The 24,684-nt window shown below is 33.2% G+C and carries 23 protein-coding genes; 17 read left to right on the top strand and 6 right to left on the bottom strand.

Going from position 1 to position 24,684, the window contains the following annotated elements:
* Positions 1-75: 75 nt before the first annotated feature.
* Together croR and AC38BG_RS00965 are read left to right on the top strand one after the other, a co-directional pair.
* Complete coding sequence (gene croR, locus AC38BG_RS00970; RefSeq protein ID WP_489937319.1) at positions 76-762, top strand: response regulator transcription factor CroR; 687 nt, start codon at positions 76-78, stop codon at positions 760-762.
* 1 nt (position 763) lies between these two features.
* The gene (locus AC38BG_RS00965; RefSeq protein ID WP_489937318.1) at positions 764-1,918 is read left to right on the top strand and encodes a sensor histidine kinase; all 1,155 of its coding nucleotides are present in this window, start codon (positions 764-766) and stop codon (positions 1,916-1,918) included.
* Here the strand turns inward: AC38BG_RS00965 and AC38BG_RS00960 are convergent.
* Positions 1,915-3,180 carry a dicarboxylate/amino acid:cation symporter gene (locus AC38BG_RS00960; protein WP_489937317.1) on the bottom strand — a complete coding sequence of 422 codons (1,266 nt, stop codon included), beginning with the start codon at positions 3,178-3,180 and terminating at the stop codon, positions 1,915-1,917. The two genes, AC38BG_RS00965 and AC38BG_RS00960, sit on opposite strands and share 4 nt — an antisense overlap.
* Positions 3,181-3,437: 257 nt before the next feature.
* On the opposite strand from AC38BG_RS00960, the gene AC38BG_RS00955 reads away from it, so the two are divergent.
* Positions 3,438-4,988 carry a UDP-N-acetylmuramoyl-L-alanyl-D-glutamate--2,6-diaminopimelate ligase gene (locus AC38BG_RS00955; protein ID WP_489937316.1) on the top strand — a complete coding sequence of 517 codons (1,551 nt, stop codon included), beginning with the start codon at positions 3,438-3,440 and terminating at the stop codon, positions 4,986-4,988.
* A 6-nt stretch (positions 4,989-4,994) separates the two neighbouring features.
* The gene (locus tag AC38BG_RS00950; protein WP_489937315.1) at positions 4,995-5,741 is read left to right on the top strand and encodes an aspartate/glutamate racemase family protein; all 747 of its coding nucleotides are present in this window, start codon (positions 4,995-4,997) and stop codon (positions 5,739-5,741) included.
* 87 nt (positions 5,742-5,828) lie between these two features.
* Here the strand turns inward: AC38BG_RS00950 and AC38BG_RS00945 are convergent, their stop codons facing one another.
* Both AC38BG_RS00945 and AC38BG_RS00940 read right to left on the bottom strand, forming a co-directional pair.
* A complete protein-coding gene (locus tag AC38BG_RS00945; RefSeq protein WP_489937314.1) occupies positions 5,829-6,134 on the bottom strand; it encodes a helix-turn-helix domain-containing protein in 306 nt (101 codons plus the stop codon).
* A 48-nt stretch (positions 6,135-6,182) separates the two neighbouring features.
* The gene (locus tag AC38BG_RS00940; RefSeq protein WP_489937313.1) at positions 6,183-6,443 is read right to left on the bottom strand and encodes a hypothetical protein; all 261 of its coding nucleotides are present in this window, start codon (positions 6,441-6,443) and stop codon (positions 6,183-6,185) included.
* A gap of 126 nt (positions 6,444-6,569) precedes the next feature.
* On the opposite strand from AC38BG_RS00940, the gene AC38BG_RS00935 reads away from it, so the two are divergent.
* From AC38BG_RS00935 to AC38BG_RS00895, 9 genes are all read left to right on the top strand, one after another.
* Positions 6,570-7,286 (top strand): zinc-ribbon domain-containing protein, encoded by a 717-nt coding sequence (locus AC38BG_RS00935; RefSeq protein WP_489937312.1) that lies wholly within the window; start codon positions 6,570-6,572, stop codon positions 7,284-7,286.
* A gap of 106 nt (positions 7,287-7,392) precedes the next feature.
* Positions 7,393-8,151, top strand: coding sequence for a DeoR/GlpR family DNA-binding transcription regulator (locus tag AC38BG_RS00930; RefSeq protein WP_489937311.1), 759 nt, complete (start codon positions 7,393-7,395; stop codon positions 8,149-8,151).
* Positions 8,152-8,153: 2 nt separating this feature from the next.
* Complete coding sequence (gene pfkB / locus AC38BG_RS00925; protein ID WP_489937310.1) at positions 8,154-9,068, top strand: 1-phosphofructokinase; 915 nt, start codon at positions 8,154-8,156, stop codon at positions 9,066-9,068.
* A 13-nt stretch (positions 9,069-9,081) separates the two neighbouring features.
* Positions 9,082-11,049 (top strand): PTS fructose transporter subunit IIABC, encoded by a 1,968-nt coding sequence (locus tag AC38BG_RS00920; RefSeq protein WP_489937309.1) that lies wholly within the window; start codon positions 9,082-9,084, stop codon positions 11,047-11,049.
* 63 nt (positions 11,050-11,112) lie between these two features.
* Positions 11,113-11,928: a sugar-phosphatase gene (gene yidA / locus AC38BG_RS00915; RefSeq protein ID WP_489937308.1), complete on the top strand. Its 816-nt coding sequence runs from the start codon at positions 11,113-11,115 to the stop codon at positions 11,926-11,928.
* A gap of 9 nt (positions 11,929-11,937) precedes the next feature.
* Positions 11,938-12,543 carry a DUF975 family protein gene (locus AC38BG_RS00910; protein ID WP_489937307.1) on the top strand — a complete coding sequence of 202 codons (606 nt, stop codon included), beginning with the start codon at positions 11,938-11,940 and terminating at the stop codon, positions 12,541-12,543.
* Between the two features lie 254 nt (positions 12,544-12,797).
* Positions 12,798-13,586, top strand: a complete 789-nt coding sequence (locus AC38BG_RS00905) for a Cof-type HAD-IIB family hydrolase (RefSeq protein ID WP_489937306.1) — start codon at positions 12,798-12,800, stop codon at positions 13,584-13,586.
* A gap of 71 nt (positions 13,587-13,657) precedes the next feature.
* Entirely contained in the window at positions 13,658-14,281 is a 624-nt protein-coding gene (locus AC38BG_RS00900; RefSeq protein WP_489937305.1) for a metal ABC transporter ATP-binding protein, read from the top strand.
* On the top strand, positions 14,281-15,072 hold the full coding sequence (locus AC38BG_RS00895; RefSeq protein WP_489937304.1) for a metal ABC transporter permease: 792 nt from the start codon (positions 14,281-14,283) through the stop codon (positions 15,070-15,072). The genes AC38BG_RS00900 and AC38BG_RS00895 overlap by 1 nt, the downstream gene beginning before the upstream one ends.
* 44 nt (positions 15,073-15,116) lie before the next feature.
* Here the strand turns inward: AC38BG_RS00895 and AC38BG_RS00890 are convergent, their stop codons facing one another.
* Together AC38BG_RS00890 and AC38BG_RS00885 are read right to left on the bottom strand one after the other, a co-directional pair.
* On the bottom strand, positions 15,117-16,433 hold the full coding sequence (locus tag AC38BG_RS00890; RefSeq protein ID WP_489937303.1) for a C1 family peptidase: 1,317 nt from the start codon (positions 16,431-16,433) through the stop codon (positions 15,117-15,119).
* A gap of 103 nt (positions 16,434-16,536) precedes the next feature.
* A complete protein-coding gene (locus AC38BG_RS00885; protein WP_489937302.1) occupies positions 16,537-16,965 on the bottom strand; it encodes an Hsp20/alpha crystallin family protein in 429 nt (142 codons plus the stop codon).
* Between the two features lie 183 nt (positions 16,966-17,148).
* Between AC38BG_RS00885 and AC38BG_RS00880 the strand changes: the two genes are divergently transcribed.
* The 4 genes from AC38BG_RS00880 to AC38BG_RS00865 all read left to right on the top strand — a co-directional run bounded on the left by AC38BG_RS00880 (position 17,149) and on the right by AC38BG_RS00865 (position 22,521).
* Positions 17,149-17,676: a hypothetical protein gene (locus AC38BG_RS00880; protein WP_489937301.1), complete on the top strand. Its 528-nt coding sequence runs from the start codon at positions 17,149-17,151 to the stop codon at positions 17,674-17,676.
* Positions 17,677-18,138, top strand: a complete 462-nt coding sequence (gene greA, locus AC38BG_RS00875) for a transcription elongation factor GreA (protein ID WP_489937300.1) — start codon at positions 17,677-17,679, stop codon at positions 18,136-18,138.
* A gap of 145 nt (positions 18,139-18,283) precedes the next feature.
* Complete coding sequence (locus tag AC38BG_RS00870) at positions 18,284-19,939, top strand: phosphoenolpyruvate carboxykinase (ATP) (RefSeq protein WP_489937299.1); 1,656 nt, start codon at positions 18,284-18,286, stop codon at positions 19,937-19,939.
* 77 nt (positions 19,940-20,016) lie between these two features.
* Positions 20,017-22,521 carry an ATP-binding cassette domain-containing protein gene (locus AC38BG_RS00865; RefSeq protein WP_489937298.1) on the top strand — a complete coding sequence of 835 codons (2,505 nt, stop codon included), beginning with the start codon at positions 20,017-20,019 and terminating at the stop codon, positions 22,519-22,521.
* A gap of 41 nt (positions 22,522-22,562) precedes the next feature.
* On the opposite strand, the gene AC38BG_RS00860 is transcribed toward AC38BG_RS00865, so the two are convergent.
* The gene (locus AC38BG_RS00860; protein ID WP_489937297.1) at positions 22,563-24,605 is read right to left on the bottom strand and encodes a KUP/HAK/KT family potassium transporter; all 2,043 of its coding nucleotides are present in this window, start codon (positions 24,603-24,605) and stop codon (positions 22,563-22,565) included.
* Positions 24,606-24,684: the final 79 nt, after the last annotated feature.

Genomic DNA, 24,684 nt, shown 5'->3' with positions numbered 1-24,684 from the left:
ATGCACTTTTTGTATTATTAGATACAATATACTTAGTAAACAAAAATAAGATTTTAATAAAGGACGATATATTATATGAAAATCCTAGTTGTTGATGATGATAAAGAAATTGTTGAATTATTGAATATCTATTTAAAAAACGAAGGCTATGAACCAATTGATGCTTATAGTGGCAAAGAGGCCTTAACTAAGCTATCAACTAATCCAAATATTGACTTAATGATCTTAGATATCATGATGCCTCATATGTCAGGAATTGATGTAATCAAAGAAATTAGAAAAGATTCTGATATTCCAATTATTGTGGTTTCTGCCAAAACTGGTGATATGGACAAGATCCAAGGCCTAATCACTGGTGCTGATGACTATGTATCAAAACCATTTAATCCACTAGAAGTAATGGCTAGAGTGCGCTCATTATTGCGCCGCAGCCAAAAGCAAGTAACTAGTGATAAACCAGATGTCCTAGAAATCGGACCATTAGTTATCAATCGTGATTCACATGAAGTAAAAACTTTAGCTGGTAAAGACATTCAGTTAACAGCATTGGAATTTGGTATTTTATATTTGCTAGCGAGTCATCCAAATCGCGTCTTTAGTGCAGATGAAATTTTTGAACGAGTTTGGCAACAAGAATCAGTTGTTTCTGCTAAAACTGTAATGGTCCATGTATCACACTTGCGTGATAAGATCCAAAAGGCAACTGAAGGCGAGGAAGTAATCCAAACTGTATGGGGCGTCGGCTATAAGGTCGAGGCATAATATGAAAAAACAACGTGTTAAATTAACAGGTCGCGAAAAAAGTGAGCTAATTGGTGAAGGTGTTATTACAGTTATCTTGCTTTTGTTGTTAAATTTGTCAATAGTAATTTTGTTAAATTTAGCGATTTTAAATGATAAAAATCTAGAAAATGGAATTTATTTTTTAAAAAGCAACTTAACCTTTGTAAATGGACAACACCTTTGGTCGTGGCAGCGCACATTTATTGTATTAATGGCGATCGCTGATGTAATTGTAGTATATTGGCGATTAATCAGGCGATATCACCAAATGCAATTGCGGCATGTGATTAGGGCACTACATTATATAGCCGAAGGGCATTTTGATCATCGAATTAATTTTGTGGTTAAATCAGACCTGCAAAAAGTTGTTGATTCAATTAATTCATTAGTTGATAGTACAGTGCGTGCAATGAATGAGGAACGCCAAATTGAAAAGTCAAAAGATGAATTGGTGACTAATGTCTCTCATGATATTAGAACGCCTCTGACGTCAATTATTGGCTATCTGGGCTTATTAAAAACTAATCAAGATATTCCAGAAGACGAAAGACAAAAGTATATTAATATTGCTTATAACAAATCAGAGCAGATGAAGTTATTAGCTGATGATTTATTTGAATATACAACTTTAAACTCAACTAAAACAAAACTAAAGTTCACACCTCTGCATTTAAATTCGATGTTAGAGCAAATTGAAGCTGGATTTGAATTAGAAGCTGAACAAAAAGGCATTAAGTTTCAAATTCAAACAACTCCTAAAGACTTAACAATTGTAGCTGATGCAGAAAAATTAGTTAGAGTGTTTAATAACTTGATCACTAATGCCTTAAAATATGGTACAGGAGCGACTTTCATTAGATTAAGTGCCAAAAAAATAGAAAATGATGAAGTTGAATTGCGAGTTGAAAATAATGGGGCACCAATCCCAAAACAAGCAAAGGAAAAAATCTTTGGTCGTTTTTATCGTGTAGAAACTTCTCGTAATGTTAAAACTGGTGGAACCGGATTGGGACTTGCAATTGTAAAAGGTGTCGTTGAAAGGCATGGTGGAGAAATTACATGCGAATCAACCCCCAAGCTGACAAGTTTTATTATCAAATTACCAATGAAGTCAGATAAAGCCCCAAAAGCTTAGTCTAGTTGTTTTAAATATTTATCATGAGTTGTTTGACTGAATTCTTTTTCGCTTTTGGCGATAACTAAGGTTGCAGTTACATTGCCAATAACATTAACTGTTGTGCGTCCCATGTCAACTAAACGATCGATCCCTGCGATAATAGCAATTCCTGCAGGTGGAATTCCAATTGTGGAAATTGTTGCAAGCAATACAACAAATGAAGCACCAGGCACTCCAGCTGTTCCTTTAGATGTCAGCATTAAAACTAATAACAGCATTACTTGCTGGCTGATAGATAAGTTAATGTGATAAGCTTGCGCCAAAAAAATAATTGCAAGTGATTGGTAAATAGCAGAACCATCTAAGTTAAAAGTGTAACCAGTTGGAATTACAAAAGAACTAATTGCAGGTGATACTCCTAATTTTTGAGTTTTTTTAATCAATAATGGAAGTGTCACTTCAGAGCTTGCAGTTGTAAAAGCTAAGACTAATTCATGCTTCACAGCCTTTAGTTGGTCAAAAATATCAAAACCAAAGATCTTAGATGTGATCCCTAAGATTACTAAAACAAAGGCAATCATTGTCGCATAAGCTAATAAGATAAATAATGCTAAAGGACGCAGTGAACCTAATCCTAAAGTGGCAATAGTTGAGCCAATTAAGCCAGCAACTCCAATAGGAGATAGCTGCATAACCCAACCTGTAATACGGAACATGACATTAGCTACAGCTTTTAAAAATTTGGTGATGATTTCACCTTCTTTTCCAACTGAAGCAACCCCTACACCAAATAATGCAGAGAAAAAGACAATTGGTATCATTTTTCCATCAGTTAGTGCTTTAAAAACATTAGCTGGAATGATTGAAAGAATCTCTGCCATAGGACCACTTTCTTTAGTGCTTTGAGCAGTTTTGATATAAGTGGAAATATCTGCATGACTTAATTGGTGCAAGTTAAGCATTGAACCTAAGTTGATGATATTAGCAACAACTAACCCTAAAATAAAGGCAATTGTTGATAATACTTCAAAATAAACCAATGTCTTAACGCCAATTCGACCAATTTTACCTAAATCACCTAAGCTAGAAATCCCCACAATTAAACTTGATGTAACAATTGGAATAACTAGCATTGAAATTAAGTTAATAAATAATGACCCAATTCCGCCCGCAATAGCAATAAATGGCTTATTATGATAAAAAATAGTTCCTAAGGTGGCTCCAATAATTAAACCAATGATAATTTGCCAACCTAAAGTAATTCGCAGCTTTGCAAACATATTAAAATCCTCTCTTGTATATATTCAAAATATATTTAAGCTTTTCTTAACAATATCATGAATGACATATATAAACAATCAGATTTTTAAATAAAGCTAGATTTTATTTGTGAAATTAAAAAAATAATGTTCGTAATTGTATAATAAAAATATCTTAAAAAAACAAAAATATAGTTAATACTTGAGATAAGCAAAGCTGCATCAGCCTTGACTGTGATATAATCTTAATGAATGATTTTGAAGTGGAGTTAACGCAAATGAGTATATCTTTAAATACATGTATTTTAATTTTAAAAGAGCATCACTTGCTCAAATCAAGTGCAATTCAAGATGCAGTTCCAACTAAGATGGACTACATTTCATATGATTCACGTGATGTTCAAACTAACACCTTGTTTTTTTGCAAGGGAGCTAGTTTTAGACCAACATATTTATCAATGGCAAAAGATAATGGTGCAATCTGCTATGTAGCACAGCAGCCTTATCCTGAAGGCAAGGGAATGCATGCTTTAATTGTGCGTGATGTTACTAAGGCAATGGCGCTATTATCTGCAGCCTTTTATGGATTCCCACAAGATGATTTATTTGTTGTAGCATTTACTGGAACTAAAGGTAAAACTACTTCAGCATACTTTTTAAAGGGAATTTTTGACAAGATGAATGGCAATAAGACTGCATTGTTTTCATCAGTTAATGATGTTGTTGGACCTAAACCTGAAGACACATTCAAGTCTAGTTTAACAACTCCTGAATCTCTTGATCTATTCAGAAATATGCGCCGCGCGGTTGATAATGGGATGACTCATCTAGTTATGGAAGTGTCATCTCAAGCTTATAAGAAAAACCGCGTCTTTGGATTAACTTACGATTTGGGGTTTTTCTTAAATATTACTCCAGACCACATAGGACCTAATGAACACCCTAACTTTGCAGATTACTTACATTGCAAATTGCAATTAATGGTAAATTCTCGCAAGTGTATTATTAATGCAGAAACTGATCATTTCAATCAAGTTTATGCTGCTGCTACAACAACTACTAATCCAGATAGCATTTATTTATTTGCTAGAGAAAAATTTGAAAATCCAGAATTAAAGACACCAATTGACTTTAGATTTGCTTCTCAAGAAACTGATCTGAAAGAAACTAGATTCAAGCTATTTTGTGTCACTGATAAAGCTAAGCAATTGCCAATTAATGGCGACTATAAATTAAAGATGATCGGTGACTTCAATGAATTCAACGGAACTGCTGCAATTATTGGTGCAGGATTAGGTGGGGCTGATCATAAGATCGCTGCTGAGGGAATTAAAGATGTAACAATCCCAGGTAGAATGCAAACTGAACCTACTAAAGACCATGGCTTAGTAGTTGTCGATTATGCCCATAATGAAGCTTCATTGAAGGCATTAATGCATTTTATGAAGATGGAATTCAATCAACCTAAGTTAATTGTTGTTGTGGGGGCACCTGGAGATAAAGGAGTTTCTAGAAGACCTGGCATTAGCAAGAGTTTAAATGAATATGCAAATAAAGTATATTTAACCACTGATGATCCTGGCTTTGAAGACCCTATGGCAATTGCTGATGAGATTGATTCTGGTATTAATCACTCTAAAGTTAAGGTGATTATAGAATTAGACCGTAAAAAAGCAATCAAAGAAGCAATTGAACATGCTGGAAAAGATGATATTGTCTTAGTATGTGGTAAGGGTGCAGATGCCTTCCAAAAGATTAGAGGAGTAAATACCCCTTATCCTTCAGATGTTGTAGTTGCAAGAGATGTAATTAAAGAATTGGAAAAGTAGATCGTTATGAAGCACTTTTTTAGTATTTTAGGTGGAATGGGGACAATTGCCACTGAAAGTTATGTACATTTATTAAACCATCGCATTAAGATTACTAAAGATCAAGATTATTTGAATTATATCTTAGTTAATGATGCTCAGATCCCTGATAGAACTGCGTATATCTTAGATCATTCAAAGCCTAATTTTTTCTATGATTTAAAAGAAGATATTGTAGATCAATCTAAATTGCATCCTGATTTTTTTGTAATGCCTTGTAATACTGCACATTATTTTTATGATGATTTGCAAGCACAAACAACAATTCCATTGCTTCATATGATGCGCATTGCGGTGCATAAGTTCGTTGAACAATATCCTGATGAAAAAAAGATCGGCTTGATTGCAACGGAAGGTTCAATTTATGATCATTTGTATGAAAATGAGATTCATCAAGTTGGAAGAAAAGTTGAATTAGGTGGGTCTGAAATTCAGCCAATGGTTAATGAATTGATCTATAAAGATATTAAAGAAAAAGGGATTGTAGATGAGAAGCTTTATCATGATATTTTGAAGAGAATGCATGATAAATACGGCTGTAATGTGATTTTGCTGGGATGTACAGAATTGTCCTTAGCCCAAGAAAAAGCCCCAGATCATCCATATAATACGATTGATCCACAAGCTATTATTGCTGATGTGGCAATTGAGTTATCATTGAAAATCCGCAATGGTGCAGATCCTAAGGCGGTTATAGGTAAATATATGTATTAAAATAAGCTATCACAATTGCGTGATAGCTTTTTTGGTATGGGGCATTAATCTAGTGTATCTTGAATAACTGAGATATAGCCAGCTTTTTTAAGAATTGTGACTAATTGTCGTATCATGATTAAACAAAGCTTCATAATAAATACTCACGATAATTTGATCAATGAATGCAGTTATGATTTTTTGCTCAACTTTATCATTAGCTAATGGTTTAAAAAAGTCATGCAAAGAGACATGATTAGCATTTAAAATTTCAAGTAGCTTAACCATGCTAATGCTAGTCAAATTGTTTTCAACGCGTGAGTAAAAAGACTCAGTAACAATTCCTTTACTAAACTGCTTTTGAGTTAGTCCAAGGAGAGTACGAGTTTTTCTTAATTGTATATAAAGTTCCATAGTGCCTCTTTTATGCATTTTGTAAAACTTCAAAAACTTGTAAAAAGGTCAACCGTTTTTCTTCATTTTCTTGTTTAAGTATTCTGCCTTTATTTTTTCAAAAAATATTGCAGGAATAGTGGGCAATTGATCCATATAATCAAATGTAGCTGAAGCCAAATCAGTTAAGTCATTAGTTACGCATATTTGTAAGTAGTTAACTATTATTTCAGCTAATAACTTAATAGTTCGATTACTATATTTATCAAATTGCTTCATATTCAAGTGCATTGATAGTCTAGTTTGTCGTAAGTTGTCACCAATAGTCATAATTTTTTATTGGTGTCACAATTCTTGCAGATTTACTGATATATTTTTTGTATTTGATTAAAAATATGTCTTACATAATTATTCATTTGGATTATAATAAATACATTATTAATTGGAGGAATAATAATGAAAAAGTTTTGCCCAAATTGTGGAAAAGAATTAATGTCAGGTGCTAAATTTTGTACTAATTGTGGAAAGCCAGTTGGTTCTAATACTAATAATGCATCAAATCAAGTGTCTTCAAATCAATCTGCACAACTATTGCAACCTAAAAAGTTTGCAACTAAGAAATATTTGATCATAGCTTTAATTGTGTTAGTTATAGTCGGTGGATTTGGATTTTATAAATATCGTACAAGCCCAGCACATAACCCTAATAATCCACTTTCTAATCAAACAATTACGTTTTACAGTGATCAAGGCCAACTTGTATTATCGCCTGAGAGTAGTAGAAGAATTATGACCAATGCTGCATTAATTGCTTTGAAAAAACGTGATTCTAATTCAAAAATAACTAAATATTTTGAAGAGTATTATACTGATATTTATAAAGGGAAAGATACGAAGGAAGGAGAAAGAAAGTATTTAGATTTTAATAATTTTGGAGAAATAATTAAAAAGTATCCTGAAGAGGCTGCAATAACAACATATGCTTATATGGCGACTTCAAATATAAAAATTTCTAACCCGCATGCAAAGCAAGGAGAAAAGGTAACTTTAACTATACCGCATAATCCTAAAGGATTTGATATAATGCTGAGAGAAATGAAAGTTTCAGATTCAGTAGTACAAAATAATTTTGATTACACACCAAGACAAGTTACAGTTGAAATGATGAAATAATTTTAATGAGGCTAGATAGTAGCCTTTTTTTATTTTATATTTGATTATTTTTGATTAAAAATGATTGATTATGATTAAGGAATGCGCTATCATGAAAATCGAGGTGATGAAAGTGCTTACCGAAAAACGTCAAGAAATTATGGTTAACTATATTGATAACCATAAAATTTGCCGTGTAGCTGATTTGAGTAAAGTTACCTCCTCATCTCCAGCTACAGTGCGCAGAGATCTAGCCTCTATGGAAAAAAGAGGAATTATTAAAAGAATACATGGTGGTGCTAGAACTCTAAAAAATCAAGCTGCAGATATTGCCCAACATATACGTTTTAATTTGAACAGGGATTTAAAACGCCAAATCGCTAAATATGCTGTGAAAACTCACATCAGTCCAGGTATGACAATTTTTTTGGACGCAGGGACTACAATTTATGAGATGGTACCTTTTTTAAAAGATATTCAAGATATCACAGTAGTCACTAATGGATTAGAAACTGCTCAAGAATGTATTAATGCAGATATTTTTACTATTATGCTAGGTGGCTTAGTCAAACAAGATACCCATGCAACTGTAGGACAATCAGTATTAAGACAATTAGGTGCCTTGAATCTATCTTGTGCATTTATTGGTGCTAATGGATTGAATAAAAATGGACAATATACTACACCAGACATAGCAGAAGCTGATGTTAAACAAAAAGCTATCAAGCAAGCAGAATTCTCATATGTCTTGATGGATAAAACAAAAATAGCAAGGCAAACTTTTGCGATTTTTGGAGATTGTCAACATTCTGTTTTGATCACCAATAAAATAAATCAAAAACAACGTCAGGAATTACCTGCAAAAATAAAAATCGAGGAGATATAAGTATGATATATACAGTAACAGTTAACCCAGCACTAGATTATGTATTGCAATTAGATAAAATTAACTCAGGTCATGTGAACAGAACTAATAAATATGAGTTCTTAGCTGGTGGCAAGGGAATTAATGTTTCACAAATTTTGAACCAATTAAGAATAGACAATGTAGCTTGGGGATTTGTTGGAGGATTTACCGGTCGTGAATTAGTTCGCCAATTAAATGTAAAACAAATTGTAAATGATCTAGTCACAATTTTGGGAACTACTAGAGTCAATGTAAAAGTTAAAACTGATAATGAAACTGAAATTAACACAGCAGGTCCTGATATTACAGATCAGGAAATTGCTGCATTCAAAGTTCGCCTTAATGATCTAAAAAAAGATGATGTTGTAGTAATGAGTGGCAGTCTAACACCAAGTTTAGGACAAGATTTTTATCAAAGTTTATTGCCAACAATTAAAGATGCTGGTGCTGAATTTGCAATTGATACAACAGGTCAAGCACTACTTGATACATTGCAATATCATCCACTAGTAATCAAGCCAAATAAAGCTGAATTAGCAGCATTGTTTAATACTACATTTTCAAATAACGGAGAGATTTTAGCTGCAGGCAAAAAATTATTAGATCTTGGTGCAAAGCATGTTATGGTTTCACTTGGTGCAGAAGGTGGATACTTAATCACTAAACATCATGTATATTATGCACAAGCTGCACAAGGTATCCCTGTTAACTCAGTTGGCGCAGGTGATGCAATGCTTGCTGGATTTGTAGGGACTTACACTAAAACAAAAGATGCTAAAGAAAGCTTCAAAGTGGGTATGGCATGTGGTGGAGCTACTGCATTTACAACTGATATTGCTGTTAAGAGTCAAATTGATGTAGTTCTACCTGAAATTAAAGTAGAAGAAATTCAATAATACGAGGTTATTAATGAAGATTACAGATATATTAGATCCTAGATTAATGATTATGGATCTGAAAGCTACTGATAAAACTCAAGCTATTGATGAAATGGCTGATCTAGAAGTAACGCAAGGTATTGTAAATAATAAAAAAGAATTTATTAAATCAATCTGGGATCGCGAAAAAGAATCAACAACAGGCATTGGTGATGGAATTGCTATGCCTCATGCACGTAATAAATATATTAATAAAGCAAGAGTTTTATTTGCAAAAAGTAAGACAGGAATTGACTTCAACTCACTTGATAAAAAGCCAGTATACTTATTTTTTATGATTACAGCTCCTGCAGGTGCTGATAACACTCACTTGCAGGCCCTTGCTAAATTAAGTGGTTTATTAATTGATCCTAATTTAGTTGAAAAACTAAAAAAGGCTACTACTCCAAAGCAAGTAATGGATTTATTTGAAACTGCTGAAAAAGACAAGGATCAACAAGACAAAAAAAGCCAAAAACCTGAAGCAAAACCTGCACTTGCAGACCAAAAACCATTAATTGTTGGCGTAACCGCATGTATCAATGGTATTGCTCATACTTATATGGCTCAGCAAGCTTTAATTAAAGCAGGTAAAAAATTAGGAATCGATGTCAGAATTGAAACTAATGGTTCAGAAGGTGTAAAAGATCGCCTAACACCTGAAGAAATTAAACGTGCCAAAGGCGTAGTTATTGCTTCTGATAAAAATGTTGAAATGGCAAGATTTGATGGTAAACATTTAATCAGCAAGCCAGTTGTTGCAGGAATTAAAGAACCTGAAAAATTGCTTGAAGATATTATGGATGGGGATGCAAGTGTCTACCATGCAAATAGCAAAGCTAAAAGACAAGCAAATAACACTGCAAAAGCGGGATTATGGGGGACAATTTATAAGCACTTAATGAATGGTATTTCACACATGTTACCATTTGTTATTGGTGGTGGTATCTTAATGGCCATTTCCTTTATTGTTGAACAATATATGCCAGGTGGTGCTCACAACCCAGCTTTTATCTTTTTAAACAACATTGGTAATATGGCGTTTGCTTTTATGATACCAGTATTAGCAGGATATATTGCAGAATCAATTGGTGATTTGCCAGCTTTAATGCCAGGATTTGTTGGCGGTTTTATGGCAACTGTATATACAGGGTCATTTGGTGGAGCTTATATTGCAAATGTAATGCCTGGAACAAAATCTGCAGCAGGATTTTTAGGAGGATTAGCTGCTGGATTTATTGCAGGATACATAATGGTATTTTTGAAAAAAATTTTTGCTAAAGTACCACAAAATCTTGAAGGTATGAAACCAATGCTGTTATATCCAATCTTAGGATTATTATTTGTTGGTGCCATTATGTATTACATTGTTAACCCAATATTTAGTGGCTTGAATTTAGCAATTACTAACTTTTTGAACCATATGGGTACTGGTAATATGACACTATTAACCACAGTATTGGCTGGAATGATGGCAATCGATATGGGTGGACCATTTAATAAGGCTGCTTATGTCTTTGCTTCAGGAGCATTTGCTAATGATCCACACTCTGCTACAGCTGCGATTTTAATGGCTGCGGTTATGGTAGGTGGAATGATTCCTCCATTTGCAACAGCGTTTGGTACAACATTTTTCAAAAATAAATATACTAAACAAGAACAGCGTGCGGGAATTTCTAACTGGGTATTAGGATTTTCATTTATTACTGAAGGTGCAATTCCATTTGCGACAGCAGATCCTGTACGTGTAATTACATCAAGTATTATTGGTTCAGCGCTAGCTGGAGCATTAGTTGGATTTTGGCGTGTTGGAGTTCCAGCGCCTCATGGCGGATTCTGGGTAGCTCCGCTTGCAACTAATATTTGGGGTTATGTTTTATCTGTAGTAATTGGCTCAATTGTTGCAGGTGTGATTATGAGTCTTTGGAAGAAAAAAGTTAGCCAAGATAGTTTTGAATAATGTTATAGTTAAAAGACAGGGTTTTATATAGAAACTTTGTCTTTTTATAAATGGAGAAAAAATATGGCTATAAAATTAATTGCAGTTGATATTGATGGAACATTAGTCAATTCAAAGAAAAAATTAACTGAAAATGTAAGAAGAACTATTATAAAAGCAAAAAAACAAAATATTAAAGTAGTAATTGTTACAGGGCGTCCTTTAAAAGGCGTTGAACAATTATTGAAACAATTAGAATTGAATGATCAAAAAGATCAATATGTAATAAGCTTTGGCGGATCTTTAATTCAAACAACTGCTGGTAAAATATTATTTGAAAAAGGCATTACTTATGATGATTATGTGGATTTAGAAGCTGCTTCTAGGAAATTAAATTTGCATTTTCATGTGATTAGTAATGATCGAATTTATACTGCTAATAAAGATATTGGTAAATACACTATGTATGAAGCAAATATTGTTTCTATGCCATTATCTTATAGAGCGCCTGGTGAAATGCGTGGCATTGACTTAATAAAGGGGATGTATGTTGATGAGCCCGAAGTTTTAGACAAGGCAATTCGTCATCAAGAATATTTTGCAGATATAAAAAAGAAGTTAACCTTAGTTAAAACTTCACCAGTTTATTATGAAGCATATGCTAAAGATATCAGTAAAGGTAATGCTTTGAAACAATTAGGCAATATTTTGCACATAAAATCTACTGAAACTATGGCAATTGGCGATGAGGAAAATGATCTATCAATGATTGAATATGCAGGTGTTGGCATAGCGATGGGGAATGCTATTGAACGCGTAAAAATGATGTCTGATCTTATTGTTGAAGATAATGATCATGATGGAGTTGCTAAAGCAATTAATTCTTATGCATTAAAATAAGGAGAAAAAATGACAAGAGCTGAATTAAAACAAGAAGCAAAAGATATTTTGCGAGGTAATTGGACTTGGGCAATTCTTATTGCACTGCTTGGTATAATGCTAGCTGATTTAATTGATTCATTAACTATCGCAATTTTAGGTAGTTTAGTATATTTTGGAGTTATGTTTACATTTTTGAATATGGTTGATAGTAAAAAAGAGGATAATTACTTTACAGCAATTTTTTCTGCTTTTACTAACAATAGATTCATCCCATCATTATTAACTTCATTACTGACAAATATATTTCTTTTCTTTTGGACTTTATTGTTAATTATTCCTGGAATTATTAAATCTTATTCTTATGCGATGGCACCATATATTGTTAAGGACTTGGTAGATAGTGGACAGCAATGTAGTCCAACTGAAGCAATTAGCTTGAGCAGGCAATTGATGGATGGACATAAGTTTGAGTTATTTGTGTTAGATTTAAGTTTTTTAGGCTGGATCTTAGTAGGAGTTTTAACATTAGGGATAGGATTTTTGTGGATAATACCATATATTTTGACTACTAAAGCTGCATTTTATCGTTCAATTGCAGGTGATCAGTTTGGATATAGTGTTGTTATAAATTAAATAACTATAAGTATAAAATTATAAATATTTTTATACTTGATGTTGACTATTATGACAAGTAACATAATGATTTTGATGCTGTAATAAAATAACATTCAGCAAATTTTTAGTTATTCTAGTGAAAATAATGTATAATAAAAGAGTCTTGATAGCCTCTACTTATTCAAGACACTCTGTTATGTGGAAACGCTGCCCAAAAGGTAGCGTTTTTTTGTATAATTAATAGTGTGAATAAAACCAAATGAGGTAAAAATATGATTAAATTAATCGCAACAGATATGGATGGTACTTGGCTTAACTCTAAAAAAGAATATGACCATCAATTGTTTTTTAAAGAATTCAAAATAATGCAAAAACGCAACATCAAGTTTGTTGTAGCTAGTGGTAATCAATATGAAAATCTCTTGACTCGCTTTCCAAAAACAAAGGATTCATTATATTACGTTGCAGAAAATGGTGCATTAGTAGCACATGGTAAGCAAATATTAAATGTTAAAGACTTAAGTGTAGAAGATATAAATAATATCAGAGAAATTCAAAAAGCATATGATTATCCTGTAGTTTGGACAGGGTTACAAGCTGCATATATCTATAATTCAGCTAGCGAAGTGATAAAACAAGAAGCAAAAAAATTTTTCAAAAAAGTAATATTCATCGATCATTTTTCTGATATTAATGATCGTTTATTTAAGATGAGCTTTATGTTATCAACAACTAAAGCTGGAGAACTAGCAGATCAATTAAAAAATAAATATAAAGATGTAGAAATTGTAGCAGGGTCTGAATCTTCAGTTGATATTTCTCAATTAGGAATGTCAAAGGCTGTAGGATTGAAATACTTAAGTCAAAAACTAGGCATTAAACCAAGTGAAATGGTTGCCTTTGGAGATAGCGGTAATGATGTTGAAATGCTTAAATATGTTGGACACAGTTATGTAACTAGTACTGCATTGCCAGTTGCTAAAAGAGCAGCAAGAGAAATTATTGGATCTAGCGAGGATAGTAGCGTTCAAAAGAAAATACTTGCAATCTTAACTGATTAAGTATACTCTAAATAGATTTAGATTAGATAGGGGTGTATTGAGTGGACATATTAACTGTGAAAAATTTATCGATGAAATTTGAAACAAAAACATTATTTCATAATCTAAACTTTGTTTTAAAAAAAGGTTCTATGACAGCGTTGTTAGGACCAAATGGTGCAGGGAAAACAACATTGATTAAAATATTACTAGGAATGTTGCCTGCAACTAGTGGGACTTATCAGTTTGCAAAGGGCGTAAAGTTAGGTTATGTTCCTCAATTTAGAAATATTGATGAAGAATATCCTTTGAGCATTAGAGCATTTATTGAGTTAGATGCTCCATTATTTAAAACTAGCCAAGTTAAAGAACATGTGAATCATATTTTAGATGAAACACAGCTAACTTCAATTCAAAATACTCGTATGGGTGAAGCTTCAGGTGGACAAAAACAGCGTGCTTATCTAGCACAAGCGTTGCTAGATAATCCAGATATGATTATCTTAGATGAGGCAACAGCTAGTTTAGATCCAGTTGCTAAAGAAGAATTGATGAAACTAGTAAAGCATCTAAATGAAAAACATGGGATGACAGTATTATTTACCACTCACGATATTCCATTAGCTAAAAAATATATGAAGGATTATCTCTTATTTAAAGATGGTGAATTAGAACATAGTCAGATGAGTAATTTGACTTTGGAGGCGTACGAATAATGTTTTCTTATGATTTTATGCAATATGCCTTTTTAGCAAGTACTTTTATTGCAATAACTTGTGGAATTGTAGGGGTGTATGTTGTAGCTAGAGGATTTAGTTTTTTAGCACATACTTTATCAGAAATCGGATTTGCAGGGGCTGCATTTGCGGTGTTTTTAGGAATTGAACCTTTATGGGGGATGCTAATATTTACATTACTTGGATCGCTTAGTGTAGGGGAGCTGTCACTGCATAGTGATCAAAAAGAGTCTTCTATTAGTGCAATCAGTGCTTTATTTATTGGATTAGGAGTATTATTTTTAGCATTATCTGGATCGAATAGTAGATATGCGACCAACATATTATTTGGTAGTATTATTGGGGTTGACTTGCATGGGGTTATGCAATTAGTAGTTTTATCTTTAATTGTGTTGTTTATTGTATTTTCAATATTTAGACAGTTAAACTTTGATTCATTTGATCATATTGGAGCTGTTGCACATAAAATTAATACTGGCTTTGTAGGATTGATCTTTTTAATTGCTTTGGCAATGTCAGTAAGTATTGGAGCGCAAGTTGTAGGAGCTTTGTTAGTGTTTATTTTATTGACACTGCCAGCATCTACTGCAAGATATTTAGGTAGAACAATTCCTGCTATGATGGTCTGGTCCATTGCTTTGGCATTAATTGGAGTGTGGCTTGGGTTAACGCTAGGGTATTATACTAATTGGCCTGTAACATTCTTTATTGCAGTAATTGAAGTAGCAATTTATTTGAGTGTGTATTTGTATCATTTAATCAAAAAATAGAGCAAAAAAATAAGGGTTCAATTAAGAATCCTTATTTTTATTGATTATGCTAATGAATCCCATGCAGGTAACTCAGTTGGCTCACTTTCAGCGATCTTTCTTTGGTCTTCAGTCAAATACTTTTTATGAACAACAACTTCATAAACATATTGATCAAACCAGTCAGGGCTCATAACAAAGTAACCTTTTTTACCTACTTTATCACCCCAAGAGTTCTCAACCTTCCATTGACGAATATCACCATTATCTTCATCAACACCAACTAATGTCATGGCATGGGATACTTGACCATCACCAGTTGCTAGGCGATCTGCTTTACTCATAGAAGTATCTACATCAAACAATTCATCAGTTTTATATAAGTTAGTGTCTAAATAACCAGTCTTGTTGTCTTTTTGTTGTAAGACATCATTTCCAAACCAAACTGCTTCACCATCTTTTAATTGGGCAATTGCTGATTGAGCTAAATATTCCATAGGAACATTCAAGAACTTAATCTTGTATTCACCTTCTACATTATCTTCTGATGGTAATGAATATAACTTATTGTATTCATGGTCTGGTGCATTAGTCAAAACAACATAATCACCAAAGTCAACATCAGTAAAGTATTTGTGCAAAAACTCTAATGGAGTTAAGTTCTTGTCTAAATGATATTTCTTATCATCATCGCGATATTCTAAGTCAAATGTCTTAGGAGGTTGCCCTACAGCAATTGCGGTCATACGATAGACTTCATTTAAGAATTGTTTGCGTGTTTTTTCAATTTCATCAGTTTTACCATCTAATTTTAACTTACGTAAAACTAAGGCATCTTTTTTCAATTTGCGAGATAATGTATTAATTAACCCAACAGTAGTATTAGTATTAAAGGTTTCAGGCATAGCATAAGTTGGAACAACACCATATTTTTCAACTAATGAAGCAGCCATTTGCCATTGCCCACCATCTTGGCCTGCACCTTTTAAATATTCTTTGACTTCTCTTTCATCAAGAGGCTTATCTGCAGTATTTAAAATATTGTCATAAAAAATATTTGCACGTTCAATTTTGTCCCAGAAAAAGTTATATGCTTGAGACAAAGTGAAGTTCTTAGCTTTATATTTCTTGCCAAAATTATGACGTAAAACATTTAAAGTAGAAAATTCCCAGCAACGACCAGATTTTTGTTGGTCAGTTACATTTTCTGTAGCTAATTCTGTAGAAAAGACTTGGGTTAATTTTCTTGATACAGTGTCATTGTAAGAAGCCTCCATGATACCACTACGTTTTGCAGCACGGGATGCAACTTCATTTCTTTTGCTTGAATCAAAATCTTTACGAAAGGCTTCGACTTCTTGAATTGTTAGTTTATGAGCCATGATTATTCCCTCCAATATATATACGTATTCACGATTAATATACACCAATTTAGGTAAAATAAAAAGCGGTTTCTTAAAGCCGCTTTATTAAATATATGAATTATTAGTCAATCTTAATTGAGTTATCATTGCTTGAAGCACTTTGCTTAGGCAAATCAATTGTCAATACACCATTTTCGTATTTTGCGTGAATTTGATCAGCAATTACATTGGGTAATCTGAATGAACGTGAAAAGTGACCTTCAGTTCTTTCTTGGTGGACAATATTTTGTTCTTTATCACTCATATCTTTGAATGACTTTCTAGAACTAGATACTGTTAATGTGCCATCAGTATAGTTTAAGTCAATCTTATTTTTTTCAAGACCAGGCATATCAATTTTTACTACGTATTCCTTATCATTTTCAGCAATATCAGCTTGCATAATGCCACTTAAGCCACTATTATCAAATAAGTCCTTTGGGAAACCAAACCAATCATTTACACGACCCATTACATCATTGTTACTACGATTCATCATGTCATTTGCCATAATCTAAAACTTCCTTTCAATAAGATTATTTATTTTCTTTACAATTCTTATTATATGACCTGCGGTTTTTAATGTTAAATATTTAGCACTCAAAGTTATTGATTGCTAAATTTGGCAGAAAAATGTTTATTTAATCAAGATTGAACTATAATTAATTTAACAAATCAGGAAGGATTAAGCCCTATGAAAATAAGAAAAACTATTTTATTAAGTGCAATCGCAATTATAAGTTTAGGATTAGTAACAACAGCTTGCAGCAATCATAAAAAAGCAAGTGAAACCAAATTAGGTCAAGTATCCAAAAAATCTCATTCAAAAGATAAGTCAAGCTCAAATTCATCTAGTAGTGCAAGTTCTTTGACACCATCTCAAAAACAGAGTGTCGCAAAATCTCAAGCTAAAGTTGCTAGTGAAGAAAATGTCCAAGGCAAGGGCAGCGACAAACCAGGAACTAATATTAAAAAAGCTCCTAATCAAACTAAGGTCAATAATCCAATTTTTGACACAATTATCAATGATGCAATTAAGCGATTGGATTATCCAAAATCAACAACTAAAGCAGATTTTAGTTTGGTCACAAGTGGTAATAATACTAACCAAGAAATTGATGTTATGGAAAAGCAATCTGGAACAATTGTTGCACATTATTTAGTAAAAAATGGCACACTTTATTATCAAAATATAAATGGAGCACAAATTAAGGTTAGATAAATGGTTTATTTTCAAAAAATGACTCCTGAAGGCTATCAGCAAATAAAAGCTGAAATCACAGCCTTAAAAAAAGATCGTCCAAATAAAATCAAGTTACTCCAAGAAGCTAGGTCATTAGGAGATTTATCTGAAAATTCTGAATATACAGAAGCTAAAAAAGATTTGCGGCATTTAGAGAGTAGATTGCGTTATCTGGATAAACAATTGCGTTATGCAGATATTATAAAGCCTAGCACTAGTGATGAAGTTGATTTAGGGAAAAAAGTAATTTTGAAATTTGAAGATGATGAAGAATCTGCAGAATATAAAATCGTTGGTAGGCTCGAAGCAGATTTAGCTTCAGGTAAAATTTCATTTGATTCACCTCTAGGACAAGCCTTGATGAAAAAAACATCGGGACAAGAAGTTGAAGTAAAGGCTCCTGCTGGAAGTTATAAAGTAGAAATAATAGAAGTGAAATAATGAAAATGCGCAGCTATTAGTAGCTGCATTTTTTATTGAAAAGAAATGAAAAAAAGCATATTTTTTCAATTGCACGCCTTTATACAAACTGTTATTATAAGTGTGTAAATGAAATCGCTTTCTAGAAGCGGGAGGAAGGAAAAATATGAGTACACAACAATATTTTGATCCAGATGAATTAAGGAAAAATAATCCATTATTTAGTAGAGTACGTAGCACTATTGAAAGTGCATTTTATGGCAACAATGTTCAAGAAGTAAAAAGTGTTGCTGAAGCCTATGAACTTGCTAAAAAAGCTCCTGGCACAATCGTAACTGATGTTCCAATTAAACATACAAAAGAATTGGGATTACCAGAAGGCGCTACACAATTAGTTAATAATCATGGGCGTATCTTAGGTAGAACTGCTTCTGCACGTCACTTCGTAGATGATTCACACGAAGATGCTGAAGCATTAGCCGGTGATTTGCGTGAAGATATCTTCAAAGGTCATAATCAGTATTATTTAAAGGCGACTGTATTAGTTGGTCTTGATGAATCATTCTCTGTTAAAGCACACATCATGTTGCCAGAAGATTATGCATTCAACTTATTAAGTTACATTTTGAACTTCCAATTTTTTGATTCAGAAGCCAAAAAAATGTATGAAAAATCAAAGCATTATGATGAAGGAGATATCTTCTTCTACTGCGACCCTAATGTAAAAGATGATGACTACCCAGATGGCCTAGCAATTTTTGATGCACCACATAACTCAGCTGCGGTCTTTGGCTTGCGCTACTTTGGTGAATTGAAAAAAGGTACATTGACTCTAGCTTGGGCTATTGCACACCGTCATGGATACACTGCATCTCATGGTGGCGAGCAAGCATTCCACTTCAAAGACAAACCAGATAAAGTATTCGCATTTTATGGACTATCAGGTTCTGGTAAATCAACTTTGACTCATGCAAAACATGGTGGCAAATATGATATTACTGTATTGCATGATGATGCGTTCATTATCTCTCGTGATGATGGATCATCTGTTGCAATGGAACCATCATATTTTGATAAAACTCATGATTATCCAAGTGGCACTCATGAAACTCAGTATATGGTTACAGTTATGAACTGTGCTGTTACATTGAATAATAAGGGTGAAAAAGTATTAGTTACTGAAGATTTAAGAAATGGTAATGGACGTACAATTAAATCTCGTTATACTTCTAAAAACCGTGTTGATGTAGAAAAAGCTCCAATTACAGCGCTATTTTGGATCATGAAAGATGCTTCATTGCCACCAGTATTGAAGATCGATGATCCAGTATTAGCAGCAACTTTGGGATTGACATTAGCTACTAAGAGAACTTCTGCAGAAAACTTACCTAAAGGTTTTGATTTGAATACTTTAGTTATTGAACCATTTGCTGATCCATTTAGAGCATATCCATTAAATGAAGACTATTCTGACTTTAAAGAATTGTTTACTAAGCGTAAGGCACAATGTTATGTATTAAATACTGATGCCTTTATGGGACATGATATTCCAAAAGAAGTTACTATGAAGATTATCGAAAAGATCGCTGATTCTAAAGATACTTGGGTACCATTTGGCAAGATTAAGGGAATTTCATACATGCCAATTGAAGGCTTTGATGTAAACTTACAAGATCCTAAGTATATAAAGGTTTTAACTGATCGTATGCAAGATCGTTTGAACTGGATCAATGACTTTAATGAGAAACACCCTGATAAACCATTACAACCAGAAGCAAAAGAAACTTTGGAAAACATCATCAAGGAATTAAAGAGTAAATAATTTTATATTATGAGACCGTTTATCTTTAGTAGTAAACTAAAGGTAAGCGGTTTTTGGATTGAAAGGTGGAGAAAAATATGTCTCAACCAACTAAAATTGAAGTTCGTGGAGGTCAAGTCCATAACTTAAAAAATATTGATGTTGACATTCCTTTAAATAAATTTGTGGCAATTTCTGGGTTATCTGGTTCAGGAAAAAGTTCGCTGGCAATGGGGATTTTATATGAAGAAGGGTCTAGACGCTATTTAGAAGCATTATCTACTTATACAAGGCGAAGAATTAAGTTAGGCAATCAAGCTGAAGTTAGAGAAGTTAAACATATTCCATCAGCTTTAGCTTTGCATCAACGCCCAAGTGTGCCAACTGATCGAGCTACAGTGGGGACAATGAGTGAGGTATTTAATGTAGTTAGATTAATTTTTTCTAGATTAGGTTCCCCACGCTGCCCTAATGGACATCAAATAAAACCAAGCTTAAAAATTGCGGAAGCATTGAGTAAAGTAGGACCAAAGCAAGGATTAATTACTTGTCCAATTTGCCATGTTCAATTTAAAGCATATGAAGCACAAGATTTTTCTTTTAATTCAACTGGGGCTTGTCCTGAATGTCATGGAACAGGAAAAATCCAGATATTAGATGAAAGTAAATTAATTTTAGATCCAAATTTAACAATTAAAGAAGGTGCTGTTGCTCCATGGCATTTGCCAGGGCGTAATTTCATGCCTAAAGTTGCTGAATTTGCAGGCATTCCAATTAATATTCCATATAAAGATTTAACTGAAAAACAAAAGCACTTTGTCTTATATGGATCAAAAACCAAATATAAAATGGATTTTAGATCAAGCACAGGTAGAGTTTTTCATGATTTCAATACTTTATATGAAAATGCAAAAAACTCAGTTTTAGAATCGGTTAAAACAAGTAAAAGTGCACGTTCTCAGCAAAGATTAAGAGAACAATTTTTTACATTAAAAATTTGTCCAATGTGTCATGGATCACGATTTAATCCCAAGTTATTAACCCAATTAACTGCTGGATTAAATATTGCACAAGTTAGTGATTTACCTTTAAGTAAATTACCTGCATGGATTGAAAAAATAAAATTAGAATTACCTGATGACATGCAGAAAATGACACGAGCAATTTTAGTTGAATTTAAAGATAACTATCAACCATTAGTTGAATTAGGATTAGATTATTTAACACTAGCTAGAAGTGGCTCAACGCTGTCAACTGGTGAATTGCAAAGAATTCAACTAGCAAGAACATTGAGAACTCAAACAACTGGAGTGTTATATGTATTAGATGAGCCCTCAATTGGACTACATCCAGATAATATTAGTGGGTTATTACATGTATTCCATGAATTAGTTGATCAAGGTAATTCTTTAGTGGTTGTTGACCATAATGTAGATATTATTAAAGAAGCGGATTGGATCATTGAACTAGGACCTGGATCTGGAGTTCAAGGTGGGCAAGTGATTGCTCAAGGAACACCTAAAGATTTAACTGAAGATCCAGATTCTTTAATTGGGCCTTATATTAGTGGTCAAGCTAAGATTTTAGTTAGGCAGCCAGTTAAAATGCAGAACCCAGAAAAGATTAAATTGCATGTCAAGAACTACTTTAATTTAAAAGATGTTATTGCACAATTTCCAATTAATGAATTAACTGTTGTAACTGGATTTTCAGGTGCTGGTAAAACTAGTTTGATTTTAGATTCTTTAGTTAAAGCGATGAAAGATAAAGAATCTAAAAAACAATTACCAAAACAAGTTGTTGAACTAATTAGTCCACTAAAACATGTTGTTAGTGTTAATGCGACTCCTGTTGGCAAAAGTACCCGTTCGACAGTGGCCACATATACAACTATTATGGATAATTTACGACAATTATTTGCTAAACAGCCTTTGGCAATTAAACTAGGATACAGCGCAAGTAGTTTTTCATACAATAATAAACAAGGTGCATGTCCTAATTGTGGAGGTTCTGGTGTAGTTACATTGGATATCCAATATCTGCCAGATATGCAAGAAACATGTCCAGTCTGCCATGGTGATCGCTATAATCCAACGATTCAACAGGTTAGATGGAATGGATTATCAATTGTCGATATTTTGAAATTAGATGTGCGACAAGCTATGCCAATTTTTGAAAAAGAAGAAAAAATTGAAAGAGAATTGCGTTTGCTTTCAGAAGTTGGATTAGGGTATCTGCATCTAGGAGAAAGCACTCCTGCATTATCTGGTGGTGAAGCTCAAAGATTAAAATTAGTAAAACACTTGAGCCAAAGACAAGAAACTACTTTATTTGTTTTTGATGAACCAACTATTGGTTTGCATCCAATAGATGTTGGAGTTTTAATTCAAGTAATGCAAAAATTATTAAATAAAGGAGCAACTATCATTGTAATTACACATGATTTAAATGTGATAGTTAATGCAGATTATATGGTAGATTTAGGACCTCGAGGAGGAGAATTAGGAGGAAAGATTGTTGCTCAAGGTAAACCATTACAATTAATCAAAGATCCTAAGACATTAACCACTAAATATTTAGCAAGGTATTGGAATAGATTCTAGCAAAAATAAAGGGCCTCTAGCATCGCTAGAAGCCTTTTTGATTAGAATGGATCATTGTTTCCTTCTAATTCCCGTTTTATTTGATTGTAATCACGTGGCTCAACTCGCTTAATATATGAAGGAGTAGGACGCCCTAAAATTAATGGAATTCTTTCAACAACAGTATCTGCATACTCTAAGCCAAACCAAGAGGCTGGGTTAGAAGATAAGTTTTGCAGCCAAACTCTTGCTTGAATAATTCCTTTTTCGTAGTTAGTAAGTTCAGTTTGTGGACTAACTACATCTTGCACAATAACAAATGAAAAATCACCAACATCACGTCCTGGTGTGGTAGTGTATTCTTGTGGTTGTGCTTCGATTGTTCCATCTGCAATTAGATCATGAACAATTTGCCTCAAGTAAACATTCACACTGGTTTGTTTTTTAAAACCTAAGAATAACTGAATATTAATTACATTTTTTGTGCCATAAGTATTTACCGCATATTCTGCAGTAAATGGTTCATTAGTGACATTTACAGTCACAAACCAATATGCCCGAGCTCGTTTAGGTCTTTTATCCAAAATTGAATATAAGATTTCACGTTTGATGAATTTATTGTATTTAACTTTGGCCATGTAAACTAAATTAGTCGCATAAGTTGGATAATCTTCATCATGACTTAAGTTAGTTAGCATCCCAGTATACTCATCTAATCTGACATATGAATTTTGGCTTTCACGTTTATCACGGACTTTATTACCAAAGTACCAAATATACATTACTAATAAAATGAATCCACCAATTAAAACTGTGACATATCCACCATGAACAAACTTAATCAAACTTGAGATTAAGAACATAGTTTCAATAGAGCCGAAGAATAAGATGAATAGCAGTCGCAAAAACATAGGAACTTTAATATTTCCAAGATATTCAAATAATAATAATGAAGTCATTAACATTGTGACCGTAATTGCCAAACCATATGCAGCCTCCATATGAGCTGAAGTTTGGAAGGCAAAAACAACCGCAATAGTTACGAAACCAATCATTTTGTTAACAGCTGGGATGTATATCTGACCTTGTTCAGTTGATGGATAAAAAATATTCATTCTAGGCAAGAACTTCAACTGACTAGCTTCAGATACTAATGTAAATGAACCAGTAATCAAAGCTTGTGATGCAATGATTGCAGCCATAGTAGCTAGTGCAATTGCAAATAAACGAATGTTTGAAGGAACTATTTCAAAAAATGGGTTGAAATCACCAGTAGTGTGGTATCCAGGATTATGCAAAATCCACACACCTTGACCTAAATAATTTAATGCTAAACAAGCAAACACATATGGCCATGAACCAATAATGTTGCTTTTTCCTACATGTCCAACATCTGAATATAAAGCTTCAGCACCAGTTGTTGCCAAAAAGACAGATCCTAAAATAAAGATTCCGACTTTGTTTTCAGGGCTGAACAAAATTTTAATAGCATATATTGGATTTAAAGCTTGTAAAATTGACCAATCATGAGCCATATTCATTAATCCAATTAAACCTAAAAAAGTAAACCAAACTAACATAATAGGACCAAAGGCTTTTCCGATGAAGCTAGTTCCTAGCCGTTGTATCATAAACAGCAAAAATAAAATAATTACCGTAATTATGATAACAGTCATTTGCGTAGGAACTAACACCTCTCCGCCAAAATTCATGCCCTTTAATCCTTCAATTGCCGTTGTTACAGTAACTGCAGGAGTTAATGCACCATCTGCTAGTAATGCCGCTCCACCTATTAATGCAGGAATTACCAACCACTTAGCATGATTTCTGACTAAAGCATATAAAGCAAATATCCCACCTTCACCGTGGTTAGTTGCTTTTAGAGCAATCATGACGTATTTAAATGTTGTTAATAAAGTAATCGTCCATAATATTAATGATATTGCACCAATAATAAATTCTCGGTTGACATTACCAATACCGCCATTACCTTGAACTATTGATTTCATTACATATAAAGGACTAGTCCCAATATCTCCATAAACGATCCCAATAGTAATTAATAAACCGGCAGCGGATAAGCGCTTGCGCGTTCTTTGAGTCATATTTAATCTCCTCAAATTAAGATACTTTTAAATAAAAAAGAATGCCGATTGACATCCTTTTTAACGCTACTATATTTTC

It is taken from the genome of Lactobacillus sp. M44 (genome assembly GCF_058130005.1).
Note: the sequence above shows the minus strand (reverse complement) of the source record. Positions and strands in the feature narration are given on the sequence as shown.

Bases quoted from the DNA above. Each gene is read 5' to 3' on its own strand.
- AC38BG_RS00920 (WP_489937309.1), top strand. From the start codon at position 9,082: ATGAAGATTACAGATATATTAGATCCTAGATTAATGATTATGGATCTG.
- AC38BG_RS00905 (WP_489937306.1), top strand. From the start codon at position 12,798: ATGATTAAATTAATCGCAACAGATATGGATGGTACTTGGCTTAACTCT.
- AC38BG_RS00930 (WP_489937311.1), top strand. From the start codon at position 7,393: ATGAAAGTGCTTACCGAAAAACGTCAAGAAATTATGGTTAACTATATT.
- yidA (WP_489937308.1), top strand. From the start codon at position 11,113: ATGGCTATAAAATTAATTGCAGTTGATATTGATGGAACATTAGTCAAT.
- AC38BG_RS00900 (WP_489937305.1), top strand. From the start codon at position 13,658: ATGAAATTTGAAACAAAAACATTATTTCATAATCTAAACTTTGTTTTA.
- AC38BG_RS00965 (WP_489937318.1), top strand. From the start codon at position 764: ATGAAAAAACAACGTGTTAAATTAACAGGTCGCGAAAAAAGTGAGCTA.
- AC38BG_RS00950 (WP_489937315.1), top strand. From the start codon at position 4,995: ATGAAGCACTTTTTTAGTATTTTAGGTGGAATGGGGACAATTGCCACT.
- croR (WP_489937319.1), top strand. From the start codon at position 76: ATGAAAATCCTAGTTGTTGATGATGATAAAGAAATTGTTGAATTATTG.
- AC38BG_RS00955 (WP_489937316.1), top strand. From the start codon at position 3,438: ATGAGTATATCTTTAAATACATGTATTTTAATTTTAAAAGAGCATCAC.
- AC38BG_RS00945 (WP_489937314.1), bottom strand. From the start codon at position 6,134: ATGGAACTTTATATACAATTAAGAAAAACTCGTACTCTCCTTGGACTA.
- AC38BG_RS00960 (WP_489937317.1), bottom strand. From the start codon at position 3,180: ATGTTTGCAAAGCTGCGAATTACTTTAGGTTGGCAAATTATCATTGGT.
- pfkB (WP_489937310.1), top strand. From the start codon at position 8,154: ATGATATATACAGTAACAGTTAACCCAGCACTAGATTATGTATTGCAA.
- AC38BG_RS00870 (WP_489937299.1), top strand. From the start codon at position 18,284: ATGAGTACACAACAATATTTTGATCCAGATGAATTAAGGAAAAATAAT.
- AC38BG_RS00885 (WP_489937302.1), bottom strand. From the start codon at position 16,965: ATGGCAAATGACATGATGAATCGTAGTAACAATGATGTAATGGGTCGT.
- greA (WP_489937300.1), top strand. From the start codon at position 17,677: ATGGTTTATTTTCAAAAAATGACTCCTGAAGGCTATCAGCAAATAAAA.
- AC38BG_RS00935 (WP_489937312.1), top strand. From the start codon at position 6,570: ATGAAAAAGTTTTGCCCAAATTGTGGAAAAGAATTAATGTCAGGTGCT.
- AC38BG_RS00865 (WP_489937298.1), top strand. From the start codon at position 20,017: ATGTCTCAACCAACTAAAATTGAAGTTCGTGGAGGTCAAGTCCATAAC.
- AC38BG_RS00890 (WP_489937303.1), bottom strand. From the start codon at position 16,433: ATGGCTCATAAACTAACAATTCAAGAAGTCGAAGCCTTTCGTAAAGAT.
- AC38BG_RS00910 (WP_489937307.1), top strand. From the start codon at position 11,938: ATGACAAGAGCTGAATTAAAACAAGAAGCAAAAGATATTTTGCGAGGT.
- AC38BG_RS00895 (WP_489937304.1), top strand. From the start codon at position 14,281: ATGTTTTCTTATGATTTTATGCAATATGCCTTTTTAGCAAGTACTTTT.
- AC38BG_RS00940 (WP_489937313.1), bottom strand. From the start codon at position 6,443: ATGACTATTGGTGACAACTTACGACAAACTAGACTATCAATGCACTTG.
- AC38BG_RS00880 (WP_489937301.1), top strand. From the start codon at position 17,149: ATGAAAATAAGAAAAACTATTTTATTAAGTGCAATCGCAATTATAAGT.
- AC38BG_RS00860 (WP_489937297.1), bottom strand. From the start codon at position 24,605: ATGACTCAAAGAACGCGCAAGCGCTTATCCGCTGCCGGTTTATTAATT.